Origin of the sequence: Corynebacterium sp. CNJ-954 (genome assembly GCF_001942345.1) — a bacterium.
Taxonomy (GTDB): Bacteria; Actinomycetota; Actinomycetes; order Mycobacteriales; family Mycobacteriaceae; genus Corynebacterium.
On the sequence record NZ_MKKI01000044.1, the window covers coordinates 225,247 to 239,201 of the forward strand.

Sequence of the window (13,955 nt, forward strand, 5' to 3'; positions counted from 1 at the left end):
TTGACCAGTGTAACCCCTCTGCCGGACAACAGTTAGTCGGTCTGGTCCGCGGCGTCGATGCTGTCGACGTCCGGCAACAGCGGCGCCAGGTTCGGCAACGCCTCCAGCGAGTCAATGCCGAGCTGTTCGAGAAAAAGATCCGTGGTCGCGTACAGGTGCGCTCCACCGACCTCGCCGGTCACCCCGACCTCGGCAATCAGCCCGCGCAAGGTGAGTGTGCGCATGACACCGTCACAGTTCACCCCGCGCACCCCCGCCACCTGGGACCGGGTGACCGGCTGCCGGTAGGCCACCACCGCCAGGGTCTCCAGGGCGGCGCGCGACAACCGCTGTTGTGCACCGTCGAGGATCTTCGCCTCCACGGTGGCGGAGTTCTCCCGCCGTGTGTACAGACGCCACAATCCGTCCCGTTCGCGCAGTTCGAAACCCATGCCGCGGTCCGAGAACTCGGTGGCGATCTCCACGAGTGCCTCGGCGACATGCGTTTCGGACGCCTCCAGGACACGGGCGAAATCCGCAGGCGCGGTTGGTTCGTCGGCCACCAGGAGGAGTGACTCCAGGCGGCTCCGCAGGATACTGACCGGTTCCACGGCGTTCATCCTCCCTGTGTTGTCTTCAGTCCCAGTTACTTGCGGCCACCACAGCCGGGTCGACGTCGAGGCCGGTCCAGGCCACGGTCATCTCCTCCAGAGGGACGGGTTGTTCGATTCCTACCGCGCGGGCCTTGTAGAGCTCCAACAATGCCAGGAATCGTCCCACGACTTTCATCGACACGTCGCAGTCGGAGATCAGTGTGCTGAAACTGACCCAGGTCTCCGCACCGGCGACACGTAACGTCGACAGAATGTGCCCCGCCTGCTCCGGAACGGACACCTGTTGGGCGTGCAGATGTGTCGTCGACACCTCAGAGGGTGCCGGACGGAAGACAGCGGCCGCACGTTCGGCGAACTGTTCGGCGGTCATCCCCAGTTCCACCGGCGGCATCAGTTCGGTGAACTGTTCCTCCGGGGACAGCTGGACCGGATAACTGCGGTCGGCGTCCCGCTGCCATTCGGAGAAGAGTCCGGCCACGGACTTGTAGGCCCGGTACTGCAGCAGACGGGCGAACAGGAGGTCACGGGACTCCAGCAGGGCGAGGTCCTCCTCGTTCTCCACCTCTCCCCGCGGGACGAGACGCGCGGCCTTGAGATCCAGCAGCGTCGCCGCGACGACGAGGAACTCGGTCACCTCATCGAGGTCATCGACGCTGCCGGTGAGAGTGCGCGTGTACGAGATGAACTCATCCGTCACGGTGGCCAACGCGACTTCGGTGACATCCATCTTGTGCGAATGGATCAGCTGCAGCAGCAGGTCGAAGGGGCCGTCGAAGTTGGCCAGCGCGACCCGGAACCCCGTCAGTTCAGGTTGCTCGACCGTCGCCGGAGCGGCCTCGTCCACGGCAGCGGTCACCGTCAGGTCCTCTCGACGACCTCAGCCGCGAGGTCAAGATACTGCTTGGCACCGTCTGAGCTCGGAGCCCACGAGGTGATCGGTTCACCGGCCACCGAGGTCTCCGGGAACCGTACGGTACGGGTGATCACGGTATCGAAGACCTTGTCACCGAATACCTCGACCACCCGTTCCATCACCTCACGGGAATGGTTGGTGCGCCTGTCGAACATCGTCACCAGGATGCCGGTGACCTCCAGCCGGAAATTCAGCCGGTCGCGCACCTTCTCAACGGTGTCGGTGAGCAGCGCCAGCCCCCGGAGAGAGAAGTACTCGCACTCCATCGGGATGATCACGCTGTCAGCACAGCTCAGTGCGTTGACGGTGAGCAGGCCGAGGGACGGCTGGCAGTCGACGATGACGTAGTCGTAGTCGTTCATCACCGGGTGGAGCGCACGGGCCAACGCCTGCTCCCGCCCGACTTCGTTGACGAGCTGGATCTCTGCGGCGGACAGGTCGATGTTGGCGGGAACGACGTCGAGTCCCTCAACCGGGCTGTGGTGGAGCGCCTCATGGATCGTCGCCGAGTTGTCGACGAGCAGGTTGTAGATCGTCACGTCGAGTTCTTCGTGGTCGATCCCGAGCCCGGCGGACAGTGCACCCTGGGGGTCCAGGTCCACCAGGAGGACCCTGCGACCGTAGGAGGCCAGGGCGGCCCCCATGTTGATGGTCGAGGTCGTCTTCCCGACGCCGCCCTTCTGGTTGCACATCGCGATCACCGTCGCCGGACCATGCCGGTCAAGGGCAGCGGGACGGGGGATCTCACGCAGTGGGCGACCGGTGAGGCCCAGCTGGGGCTTGTCGAACAGGCCTTCCGATGAACGAGCCATCTCCGTCAAGCTCCCTTCCTTGATTCATTGGCGTTCTTCCCCGGATTCTCCGGAGACGGTGCGCGACGCCACTGCGATGAACAAATCACATGGTTCAGATTATCACGCACGGGGGTGTGACTCCGCCCAGGTTTCCCGAAGCAGGTCAGGCGTGACCTTGGTGTAGATCTGCGTGGTGGACACATTGGAGTGTCCGAGCAGTTCCTGGACGACACGGACATCCGCTCCACCGGTGAGCAGGTGCGTGGCGAAACTGTGCCTCAGACTGTGCGGCGAGATCTCTCCGATCCCGGCACGCTCTGCGGCGGACGAGACGATCTTGTACCCCGCCTGCCGGGACAGGCGTCCTCCCCGCGACGTGAGCAGCAGGGCCGCGGCGTCCGTTCCATGGCGACTGCGCTGGGCCAGCCCCGGACGCGCCCTCGTGAGGTAGGCGTCGAGCGCGTCCAACGCCGGGGCACCGACAGGCAGGATACGTTCCTTACCTCCCTTACCCCGGACTCGGATCAGACCACTGTTACGGTCGATGTCATCGCGGTCAAGGTCGGTGACTTCACTGATCCGGGCACCCGTGGAATACAGCAGTTCCACCAGCGCGCGGTCCCGCAGTTCCAGTGGGCCAGCCCCCTCTCCGGACGGGCAGGCCTCGATGAGACGGAGGACCTGGTCGGTGGTCAAGGCCTTCGGCAGGTCCCGGCGGCCCGGCGCCAGGGGGATCTCGGCGACGACGTCCGGCAGCCCGGACTCCGTGGCGGTGAATTTGTGGAGCCCCCGGACCGCACTGAGGATCCTGGCGACCGAGGTCTGGGCGAGAGGTCGTCCCCCGGTTACCGCGCACCCCTGACGCAGGTCGACGATGAAACGCTCGACATCCGTGGTCTCCACGGTGCTCATGTCCCGACCTTCACCGGACAGCCAGGTCAGGTAACGCTCGATGTCCCGCGCGTAACTACTCAGCGTGTTGGCGCTGCGCCCCCGCTCGGCACGGAGATGTCGCATCCACGCCCGGGCACGACGGCGGTCGGCCTCCGGAATCTCCGCGGGTCTGTCACCGGACATGCTTCATGTCCGTCCCCGACGGACGACCTGCCGCGCGCCGTGCAGCGAGACCTGACCGGTAGGCGAACGGTTCCGAGACATCCCGGCGTGTTCCGGCGTGGAGATGGAGAAGGCCCGCCACCGCGGTCGCGTTCTCGATGCGACCGTCCCTGACCCACGCCACCGCCTCCTCGATCGGGAGCCAGCGGGTGGTCATGTCCGCTTCTTCACCGAGCGCCTGCTCCCCTGCCCCCGGGTCGTCCGGTGTAGCTGGCCGGACGTCTTCGGCGAGGAAGATGCGGCACATCTCTTCACTGACCCCCGGTGACGTACACACGTCACCGAGCAGATGCCACCGGTCGGCCGCCAGGCCCGCCTCTTCAGCAAGTTCGCGGCGCGCCGCGTCCAGAGGGGCCTCTCGCGCCACGTCGAGCAGGCCGGCAGGCAGTTCCCAGAGGTACCGGTCCACCGGACGCCGGTACTGTCGCACGAGCATCACCTCGCGCCCCTGCCCCGTCGCCGGCCCACGGACGGCCACGACGGCCACGGCGCTGAAATGTTCGACGACTTCGCGCACCACCTCGCCGGTCGCGGTGGTTATCCGGTCGCGCCGGACCGCCATGACCGGCGCGTCCACCAGGAGTTCACTGGACAGTGTGCGGTACTCCACGGCGGCCCACTCTCCCCTACTTGCCCTGGCGCTGGACCGCTGCGCGGATCAGTCCGCTGAACAACGGGTGCGGACGCGTCGGACGCGACTTGTACTCCGGGTGGGCCTGCGTCGCCACCAGGTAAGGGTGCACCGACGTGGGGTACTCGACGAATTCGACGAGGGTACCGTCGGGGGACGTCCCAGAGAAGACGAGGTCGGACTTGTCGGCGATCTCGTCACGGTAGGCGTTGTTGACCTCGTAACGGTGGCGGTGCCGCTCAGACACCTCAGTCTGACCGTATGCCTCGGCAACCACACTGCCCTCGGACAGGACGGCCGGGTACGCGCCCAGACGCATGGTGCCGCCGAGATCCGCCTCGCCGGACACCGCCGCTTTCTGCTCAGCCATCGTCGAGATCACCGGCGACGGGGTGTTCTCGTCGAATTCAGTGGACGATGCATCGGCGATACCCGCGTGGCGGGCCGCCTCGATGACCGTGCACTGCAGACCCAGACAGATGCCGAGCATGGGGATGAGGTTCTCGCGGCAGTGGGTCACCGCACCGATCTTGCCCTCGATACCACGGATACCGAACCCACCGGGCACCACGACGGCGTCGACACCCTTGAGCGCCGTGGCGGCGCCCTCCGGTGTGGCACAGTCATCAGCCGCGACCCACCGCACCTTCGCCGTGACCTGTTCGCCGAAGGCGCCGGCCCTGATGGCCTCGGCGACCGACAGATAGGCGTCCGGCAGGTCGATGTACTTGCCGACCAGACCCACCGTGACTTCACCGGACGGGGCGTGCACCCGGTCGAGCAACCCACCCCAGACAGTCCAGTCCACGTCGCGGAACGGAAGATTGAGTTTACGGATCAGGAACGAGTCCAGGTGCTCCCGGTAGAGCACGCGCGGGATGTCGTAGATCGACGCGGCGTCGGCACAGGAGACCACACCCTCTTCTTCCACGTCGGTCATCATCGCGATCTTCGACTTCAGTCCTTCAGGCACCTCCCGGTCGCACCGCAGCACGATGGAGTCCGGGATGATACCGATACTGCGCAGTTCGGCCACCGAATGCTGGGTGGGCTTGGTCTTCAGTTCACCTGACGGAGCCAGGTAGGGCACCAGGGAGACGTGGATGAAGAAGATGTTCTCCCGGCCCACCTCGTGACGGACCTGCCGGGCGGCCTCGAGGAAGGGCTGGGACTCGATGTCGCCGACGGTACCGCCGATCTCGGAGATGACCACGTCCGGTTTGACGCCGTTGGCGTCCGGCAGTGCCTGCGCCAGGATGCGGGACTTGATCTCGTCGGTGATGTGCGGGATGACCTGGACGGTCTTCCCCAGGAACTCGCCACGCCGTTCCTTGGCGATGACGGTGGAGTACACCTTGCCGGTGGTGACGTTGGCGTTCTGGGTGAGGTTGCGGTCGAGGAAACGCTCGTAGTGTCCGAGGTCCAGGTCGGTCTCGGCGCCGTCGTCGGTGACGAACACCTCACCGTGCTCGAACGGGTTCATGGTGCCCGGATCGACGTTGAGGTACGGATCCAGCTTCTGCATGGTGACCGTCAGCCCCCGCGCGACGAGCAGCTGGCCCAGGCTGGCGGCCGTCAGCCCCTTACCGAGCGACGATACGACGCCGCCGGTGACGAAAATAAACTTGGTGTGCTGCTCGCTGCGGCCCTGAGACACATCGACTCCCGTGGTTGGAACTGTTAAAACCTACGGGGCTTCAGTCTAACAGACGTCGGTGACTACTCCACTGTCGGCGCCGCGGCATTCGACGCCGAACCGTATGCACCCGCGTCGCCGTCAAGCTGTCCGGCGACCGCGCGGACGACGGTGATACGTCCGGCGACGGTGGTCACATTGTCCACGGTGCTGACGTTCTCGGTGGCGTCCTTGTCCCCTCTGACGAGGCCGATGGCACCGTCCCGCTCCGCGGACCCGTGTTCACCGGCCAGGACGACACCACCTGTCGTCGCGTCCAGTGCGGAGGCCAGGTCGGCAACGAACCGGGTGGAGTAGTTGCCGTCACCGTCACCCTCGGATGCTCCTCCGGTCACCACCACGACGGCATCCGCCGGTGACAGGTCATCCTGACCGTCGGCGAAGAAGCCGGCGTTGCCCAGTGCACCGAGCACCACCGCCCGGTCGGACGCACTGGCGGCACCACGCCCGCCACTCAGCGACTGGCCGAGCAACTCACCGACGTGGTAGCCGGGGTCGAGGCGGTCTTCGGACAACGACGCCCCGGTCGGCAGGCTTCCGGCCGCGAGCGACTTGAGCTCGTCCCCGGATTCCGGCGAGGTGAACGACGGATCGAAGCGTAGCGTCCCGGCGTCTTCCCCGCCGGCGTCACCGATCAGGGCACGCACCGCATCCACTGCCTCGTCGTCCGCGTCGGAGGTGGCCATGACCAGGACGGAACGGTCCGCCAGGTCGTCGCCCACCGCATCGGCCGCCAGCCCGGAGAGCACGGCATCCGACGCCTCTCCCTCGGCGGTCTCCAGGTCGGCGCGGTCGGTTTCCGCCGTGAGACGGGACTGAGCCTCAGAATCGACGGCAGCGGGCCCGCCCTCCACATTCGGCGCCAGAACATAGAAGCCCAGTGCGGTGCCGACGGCGATACCCAGGGCGACGACCCCCGTCGTCTTACCTGCCCCCATCAGAACAGGTCCTGGAAACGGAGGGCGATGTTGTTCCAGGTGTCGACCAGGTTGTCGGCGAAGCTCCCCGAGCCGCTGAATCCGGCGATCAGGACGATCACCACGATGGCCAGCAGCACGCAGACCAGGGCCCACCACCATCCGCCGCCACTACGGGAGACCCGGTAGAGTTCCGCGACCGCCGTGGAGTCGACCAGACGGCCGCCGACCCGCAGGCGGGAGAGCATCGCCGAGGGCGTGTCCGGTGACTGCGCCGTGTCGAAGATCCGGTCCAGGTCCAGGATCGGCCCGAGGTTCACCACCATCGACGCACCCTTGTAGTCGGCCAGCAGCAGAGCCAGGTCGGTGGAGTCGGACGTGGCCGCAGGGAACGTCATCGCGCCGACGCCCAGGTCCTGGATCCGCTCCAGACCGGCCGCATGCCCGTCCGGTTCCGCGGGCAGGACGATCGTGGCGCCGGAGTTCAGCGCGTCATTGCTGATCACCTCAGGATCCCCGACGATCACGCGCGGTCGGTAGCCGTGCTTCAGCACCGTGTCCGCGGCACCGTCGACAGCGATGATCACCGGCTCGTACTCCCGGATGAAGTAGCGCAGTGACTTGATCTTGTCGTCGATGGCCGGGTCCGGACTGACCACCAGGACCTTGCGGTCGTCCATGTCCACGCCGACCTCGGGGATCCCGAGTCCGTCGATGAACAACGGAGCCTCCGTACGGACGAACTCGGCGGTGTTCCCGGTGAACGCCTCCATATGGTCCGCCAGGGTCTCCCGCGCCTCGTCGAACCTGGTGACGGCGGTGTCCTCGTCGAGGATCACACCTTTGCCGATGGAGCGGTCGCCGTAGAGTATCTTGCCCTCGTACAGTCGCCCCTTCCGCCCGTTCTTCAACCGCTCCGTCAGCGTCGGGTCGGCGTTGTCGACCAGGACGATACCGGCGTCCAGCATCATCTGCGGCCCGAAGTTCGGGACGTTACCGGTGGAGAACGTCGCGGTGTTGACCACGGCTGCCACCTTGGCGTCGATGAACTTCTGGGCGAGCGCACGGCCGATGTCCGGCTGGTCGATGACGACGATATCGCCCTCGGACAATCGACCGGTGCCGTTCGTCCCGGTGCAGTCCCGGGTGTGGCCGTGGATGCCGGGGGTGTCAGTACGGGAGAAGATCATGGAGACCATTGTGGCGGTTGGTCCCGTCGGTGCGGGGTAGGCGCGCCGATGCGGCCCCGGGCAAATGCCCCACCCGCCGTGAGCCGCACCCTACCCGGCGTCGAGTCCCGCTTTCGCCTGCCGGGCGGTCTCCAGAAGCTCCTCCGCGTGGGCACGCCCCGTGTCGGATTCGAGTCCAGCGAGCATCCGGGAAAGTTCCTCCACCCTTTCGGTACTGTCCAGCGTGCGGACGCTGGAGCGCACCGACTCCTCCGACGCCGCCTTCGCCACGTGCACGTGGGCGTCGGCGAATGCCGCCACCTGCGGCAGGTGCGTCACGACAATCACCTGGTTGTCCACGGCGAGCCGCGCCAGCCGGCGTCCGATCTCGACGGCGGCGCGTCCACCTACTCCGGAGTCGACCTCATCGAAGACCATGGTCCGTCCTCTCCCCGCCAGGACCACCTCGAGGGCGAGCATCACACGGGAAAGCTCACCGCCGGACGCGGTGGCTGCGAGGGAGTTCGGGGTACCGCCCTGGACGAGCAGAAACTCGACCTCGTCGATACCGTCGGCAAGACAGTCAGCAGGTTCCGCCGCGGCTGCTCCGCGCCCTCCGGCACTGCGCACGTCCACCCGGAGCGAGGACGACATCTGCAACCCCTCGATCTCGGTGCTCACCGCCGTGGCGAACCGACCGGCGGCCGCCGTCCGGGACGACGACAGGTCTCGCGCCGCACTGACCATGGCTGCCGCGGCCTCCTCGACCCGCCCCCGGAGTTCCTCCAGGGCGTCGCCAGAGACATCGATCGAGCTCAGCCTTTCGCGGGCATGGTCCCGCCAGGCCAGCACACCGTCAATGTCGGAGGCGTACTTCCGCAGTTCCCGGAGGTCCTGCTGGCGCGCCAACAGTCCCTCCAGACTCTCCGGTGACGGGACATCCGACAGCGCTGCACCGATCTCCCCGGAGATGTCCGCCAGGTCCGTCACGACGGCATTGATACGGGCCGCCAGGTCACCGAACCGCGGCTCAGCCCCCGCCCGTCCCGACAGCGCGGACGCCGCCGCCGACAGCGACTCGACGGCCGCGGTCTCCTCGACGGCGGCATCAGGATCCCCTCCGTCGATCGCTGCCAGCGCGACCAGCGCAGCATCCCGGACCTCGTCGGCGTCCTGCAACCGGCTGATGGTCACTTTCAGGTCCTCGTCCTCACCCGGCTGCGGGTCGAGGGTGTCGATCTCTTCCAGGGACCGGCGCAGCGTCTCCGCCTCGAGCGCCAGGTCGCGCCGTTTCTCGGTCCGTTCATTGAGATCGCGAGCCAGCGCCGCCCATTCCCGACGCAGTCGACGGTATGCCCGACGGTCGTCGTCGAGTCCGGCGAACCTGTCGAGGTTGCGGAGCTGCCGGGTCGGGTCGAGGAGCTGGAGTTGGTCGGACTGGCCGTGGATCGTCAGCAGTCGCGAGGAGAAGTCACCCAGGACACCGGCTGCGACCGTCCGTCCGGCCAGATGGGCCCGGGAACGTCCCGAGGAACTCACCGACCGTGAGACAACCACTTCGCCGTCTTCGAGATATCCGCCGACATCGTCGACCAGCCTGGCGGCTGCGGAATCCTCGTCGGTGTGGAAAATCCCGTCGACCGTCGCCCGGTCGGTGCCGGACCGTACACGCTGGCTGTCGGCACGGGCCCCCGACAGCAGCTTCAGACCGGTCACGACCATGGTCTTACCGGCACCCGTCTCACCGGTCACCACCGTGAAACCGTCGGTGAACTCGGCGACGGCCTCCTCGATGACACCCAGGTTCTGGATCTGCAGTTCTTTCAGCATCCCCGTATCCCCGTCACCGTCGCGGTCCGCGCCACCCGGTCACCGGGAGACGGAACTTCTGGACGAGTCGGTCCGTGAAAGGTTCGGTGTCCAGCCTGACCCACCGTACGTCCTGCGGACCCCGGCGAATCTCCACCCGGGCGCCGGGGGGCATGTGGATCTGACGGAAACCGTCCATCACCGCTGTCGCCGGGGAGGTCTGGGGATTGGTCTCGACAGCCACCGTCGAGTCGGGACTGACCACGAGTGGACGGGCGAACAACGTGTGGGCGTTGGAGGGGACCACCAGAATGGAGGCCAGCTCCGGCCAGAGGATCGGGCCACCGGCGGAAAAGGCGTACGCCGTCGAGCCCGTGGGCGTCGACACCAGTACACCGTCGCAACCGAATGAACTCACCGGCCGCTGGTCAACCTCGAGAATCGTGTCCAGGACACCCTGTCGGTTCAGGTTCTCCACCGAGCACTCATTGAGTGCCCAGCCGGTACCCAGGACACGACCGTCATTGTCGCGGGCGGTGATGGAGAGGGTCATCCTGTTCTCGATCCGGTAGTCCCCGGCGATGACGCGGTCGAGTGCCTCCTCCAGCGACTCCTGCTCCCATTCCGCGAGGAAACCGATGTGGCCCATGTTCACGCCGAGCACCGGTACGTCCTGGGCGTGGGCGATATCCGCCGCACGGAGGAATGTCCCGTCCCCGCCCAGGACCAGGACCAGATCCACCCCCTTGGCTGCTTCAGTGGTGTGCCCGTAACGGGGGAACCGGCCGAGAATCTCGTGGCGTGCCACCGGAGCGGGGTCACCGGTGGACATCACGCGCACGGTGAGACCACCGTCGGACAGCCTCTGTGCCGCAGCCGCAGCCATGTTGAGCTTGTCCGATGCGCCGGTGTGTGCGACGAGGAGCACCTCGCGGACCCGGGGGGCTTCTTCAGTCACTGGGGACCCTCCTTCACTGCCTTGTCGACCATGGCGGTCAGATTCTCCTCATCGGGTGCACTGGCACCACCGTCATTCACCAACCACAGAAAGTATTCCACGTTTCCGCTGGGACCGGGCAAAGGTGACGCAACTACTGCCCGTGTGGACAACCCGTGCCCCCGTGCCGCCCGTGCGACGTCGAGGGTGACCTCGGCGCGCAGAGCGGGATCGCGGACGACGCCCCCGCGCCCGAGCCGGTGCTTGCCGACCTCGAACTGCGGCTTCACCATCGGCAGCAGGTCACCGCCCTCGGCCACACACGCGGCGAGGGCAGGAAGCACCAGATCGATGGAAATGAACGACAGGTCACCCACCATCGCGTCTGCAGGACCTCCGAGTTCCTCGGCAGTCAGCGTACGTACATTGGTCCGGTCCAGCACCGTCACACGGTCGTCGTTCTGCAACCGCCAGATCAGCTGTCCGTAACCGACGTCCACGGCAAGAACTTCCGCAGCACCCCGGTCGAGACAGACGTCCGTGAAACCGCCCGTCGACGCGCCGGCGTCGAGGACCCGACGCCCCGAAAGACTCAGACCCGACGGCTCAAAGGCGGCCAACGCCCCCAACAGCTTGTGCGCTCCCCGGGACGCCCAACGGTCGTCGTCACTGACCGCCACGCGGATCGAGACATCGCCGTCGACACCGGTCGCGGGTTTCGTCGCCACCATCCCGTTCACGCTGACACGGCCCGCGACAATCATGTCACGGGCGTGTTCACGTGAGCGGGCGTCCTTGCGCCGGACGAGCTCGGCGTCGAGCCGTTGGAGACGCCGGTTCCTGTTCTGCTTCGGCATGCTCAGCGGCCCTCCATCGCGTCATTGATCAGGCGGTGTGCCTTCTCGAGGAGTTCTGCCTCATCGTTACCTTCGACATCCGAGGACAACAGCGCGTCCACCCGGGCGACGAGTGCGTCCGGGTCGAAGGCTGAATGACCGCTGTCGCCCGGAACTACCGTAGAGGCCGTCTTCGCGGCGAGGTCGCCCGGGTTCACCGCCATCCCTCCAACGCGGCGGCTGCGGCATCGTCACCGACAGCTGCGACGACCCCGGGGTCCCGGCCCTCGTCGATCTCCCGCCAGACGACCGGCGCCGCCGCGGCAAGGGCTTCCGCAGACATCACAGGCAGCGGGCCGGTTTCGCCCGACGAGACAACCACCCGGTCGCGTTCGAGGCGGGCAGACCACCCGCCCAGGTGGTCCCGGAGGTTGGCGGCGATGAACGTGGGTCGGAACTCCGTGTGCAGCAGCTCCGTGTGGGTGGCGACACCGGTGAGCACGCAGAGGGTGTCAATGCCGGCGGCGTTGCCACCTGCGATGTCGGTGTCGAGACGATCACCGACCGCCAGGGGACGGCTGGCCCCTGACGTGGTCACCGCACGACGGAACATCTCGGGAAGCGGCTTCCCCGCACTGCGTGGCGTCACCCCCGTCGCGCTGACGACGGCGGCGACCAGCGAACCATTGCCCACGAGGAACCCGCGCTCTGACGGCAGCGTGGTGTCGAGGTTCGACGCCACGTACTCCGCCCCTGCGCGGATGCTCAACGCAGCTTCCGACAGCTCCGCCCACCCGTTCTCCGGGCTGTGACCGTGCAGCACCACATGAGGCTGCTCATCAGCACTGTCCACGACATCGAAACCGGCCTCCGTGGCCAACTCCCGGAACGACCGGGCACCGACGACGTACGCACGACGTCCTGATACCGGGACAGACTTCTCCGTGAGGATCTCATCAGCCAGCGTGCACGCAGCCTGCGCGGATGTCAGGACCTGCGTGTCCTCGACCGCGAAGTCGAGGTGGCGCAGGTGGTCTGCGACCTGTCCGGGCGCCCGTGAGGCGTTGTTCGTGATGTACACGACGTCACGTCCCGCCAGCGCTTCACGGGCACCGTCGATCACGACGTCCCCCTTGAACACGGTGCCGTCGAGATCTGCGAGGAGGACGTCGTAGTCATCCAGTATGCGCAGGCCTGCCATCTGTCAGGCGTCCTTGAGCTCGCGCAGACGGGCCTCGGAATCGAGCACGTCCTCCGTGTCCATCTCGATGGCCCGTTCGAACCACTGTCGGGCACCGGGGACGTCACCGACGGCGAGCAGAGCGTCCGCGTATGCGTAGGTCACGCGCAGGGCGGTCACGGCGGGAAGGTCAGTCGACTCCGACTCAGGTTCGAGTGCAGCGAGTGCCGCATCGTTTTCACCGAGGTCATGCTGTGCGCCGGCCACGACGATCGCGAGTTCCGCCCGTCCTTCGGGATCCAGCTCCTCGGCTTCGGGGGAATGTCCGAGCTCCACTGCCTTCCCGGGGTGCCCGAGACCACGCTCACAGTCGGCCATCACGGCGAGGAGCCCGGGTCCACCAGCCATACGACGCGCGGCGCGGAGCTCCGTCAGTGCTTCCTTCCACTGACCCGCGTGATACGCGGCGATTCCCAACGTTTCACGGGTGATGGGTACACGTCCACCGCGGTCTTTCGCTGCGCGGGCATGCGCGAGAGCCTTCTCCGGATCCTTGTCCATCAGCGCGGCTGCCATCACGAGATGACCGGCGACCTTGTCCGCATTGTCCTTGGAAAGGCTCCGGAGTTCCTGGCGGATGCCGGGGTCAAGTTCCTTGGGACTCACGTCCGAGGGAATCTCCGGCTCCTGCAGCCGCTGGTTGATACGTTCCTCGCGGTAGCCCGAGCGGTGCGGTCCGTTATGACGGTCGCGGCGACGGTCGTCACCCTGTCCCTGTCCGCCGCGGTTGGGGCGCCCTCCGCTGCGGTGGTCGCGATTGCCCTGACCCGAACGATTGTCACGGCGGTCGTCACGGTTGTTCCGGCGACCGTCCCTGTTGTCGTCGGAGCCGCGTCCACGGTAACCACCCCGCTCGCCGCCGCGGTTGTTGTCGCGGTTGCCGTAGCTGCGCTGACCTCCACGACCTCCCTGCCCACCGGGGCCGCGACGTCCTCCGTTGGAGGACTGGCTTCCGCCACGATGCTGACCGCGGGAACCGCTGCCGCCGGAGGACTCGCTCATCTGACTACCTCTTCCTAGTGTTGTTATTCCCGACCGATTCTAGGTCAGGTGTGCACAGAGACCAACCGCGAGGGATCCCTGGGCTGCCTCTGCAACTGTAAAACCGCATAAAAAAAGTGTGTGGTCGAAGCAGCCACCAAAGACCGCTCCAACCACACACCATCACCTAAATTTTGATGCCGGCGGCGTCCTACTCTCCCACACCCTCCCGGGTGCAGTACCATCGGCGCAGGCAGGCTTAGCTTCCGGGTTCGGAAAGGGACCGGGCGTGACCCCGCCGCTAAAACCACCGACAAACACAC

Annotated in this window: 14 protein-coding genes and 1 rRNA gene; all 15 read right to left on the reverse strand. The window is 66.6% G+C overall.

What is annotated here, in order from left to right; all coding sequences use genetic code 11:
• Positions 1-32: 32 nt before the first annotated feature.
• Complete coding sequence (gene scpB, locus BJF89_RS16190; protein WP_075816082.1) at positions 33-599, reverse strand: SMC-Scp complex subunit ScpB; 567 nt, start codon at positions 597-599, stop codon at positions 33-35.
• Positions 600-615: 16 nt separating this feature from the next.
• On the reverse strand, positions 616-1,449 hold the full coding sequence (locus BJF89_RS16195) for a ScpA family protein (RefSeq protein WP_255372710.1): 834 nt from the start codon (positions 1,447-1,449) through the stop codon (positions 616-618).
• Positions 1,450-1,451: 2 nt separating this feature from the next.
• On the reverse strand, positions 1,452-2,318 hold the full coding sequence (locus tag BJF89_RS16200; protein WP_075816083.1) for a ParA family protein: 867 nt from the start codon (positions 2,316-2,318) through the stop codon (positions 1,452-1,454).
• A 102-nt stretch (positions 2,319-2,420) separates the two neighbouring features.
• Positions 2,421-3,377, reverse strand: coding sequence for a site-specific tyrosine recombinase XerD (locus tag BJF89_RS16205; RefSeq protein ID WP_075816084.1), 957 nt, complete (start codon positions 3,375-3,377; stop codon positions 2,421-2,423).
• Positions 3,367-4,026, reverse strand: a complete 660-nt coding sequence (locus BJF89_RS16210) for an NUDIX domain-containing protein (protein WP_075816085.1) — start codon at positions 4,024-4,026, stop codon at positions 3,367-3,369. The genes BJF89_RS16205 and BJF89_RS16210 overlap by 11 nt, the downstream gene beginning before the upstream one ends.
• A gap of 16 nt (positions 4,027-4,042) precedes the next feature.
• Positions 4,043-5,704, reverse strand: a complete 1,662-nt coding sequence (locus tag BJF89_RS16215; RefSeq protein ID WP_075816086.1) for a CTP synthase — start codon at positions 5,702-5,704, stop codon at positions 4,043-4,045.
• Positions 5,705-5,766: 62 nt separating this feature from the next.
• A complete protein-coding gene (locus BJF89_RS16220) occupies positions 5,767-6,681 on the reverse strand; it encodes a copper transporter (protein WP_075816087.1) in 915 nt (304 codons plus the stop codon).
• Entirely contained in the window at positions 6,681-7,859 is a 1,179-nt protein-coding gene (steA, locus tag BJF89_RS16225) for a putative cytokinetic ring protein SteA (RefSeq protein WP_075816088.1), read from the reverse strand. The genes BJF89_RS16220 and steA overlap by 1 nt, the downstream gene beginning before the upstream one ends.
• Positions 7,860-7,940: 81 nt before the next feature.
• Positions 7,941-9,659, reverse strand: coding sequence for a DNA repair protein RecN (gene recN / locus BJF89_RS16230; protein ID WP_075816089.1), 1,719 nt, complete (start codon positions 9,657-9,659; stop codon positions 7,941-7,943).
• A 13-nt stretch (positions 9,660-9,672) separates the two neighbouring features.
• A complete protein-coding gene (locus BJF89_RS16235; RefSeq protein WP_038548884.1) occupies positions 9,673-10,596 on the reverse strand; it encodes an NAD kinase in 924 nt (307 codons plus the stop codon).
• Positions 10,593-11,432, reverse strand: a complete 840-nt coding sequence (locus tag BJF89_RS16240; RefSeq protein WP_075816090.1) for a TlyA family RNA methyltransferase — start codon at positions 11,430-11,432, stop codon at positions 10,593-10,595. Before BJF89_RS16240 ends, BJF89_RS16235 begins: the two co-directional genes overlap by 4 nt.
• 2 nt (positions 11,433-11,434) lie before the next feature.
• On the reverse strand, positions 11,435-11,635 hold the full coding sequence (locus tag BJF89_RS16245; RefSeq protein WP_075816091.1) for a hypothetical protein: 201 nt from the start codon (positions 11,633-11,635) through the stop codon (positions 11,435-11,437).
• Positions 11,626-12,603, reverse strand: coding sequence for an HAD-IIA family hydrolase (locus BJF89_RS16250; protein WP_187344731.1), 978 nt, complete (start codon positions 12,601-12,603; stop codon positions 11,626-11,628). Before BJF89_RS16250 ends, BJF89_RS16245 begins: the two co-directional genes overlap by 10 nt.
• 12 nt (positions 12,604-12,615) lie before the next feature.
• A complete protein-coding gene (locus BJF89_RS16255) occupies positions 12,616-13,653 on the reverse strand; it encodes a lipopolysaccharide assembly protein LapB (RefSeq protein WP_075816093.1) in 1,038 nt (345 codons plus the stop codon).
• Positions 13,654-13,830: 177 nt separating this feature from the next.
• A 5S ribosomal RNA gene (rrf, locus tag BJF89_RS16260) occupies positions 13,831-13,947 on the reverse strand.
• Between the last annotated feature and the right edge of the window lie 8 nt (positions 13,948-13,955).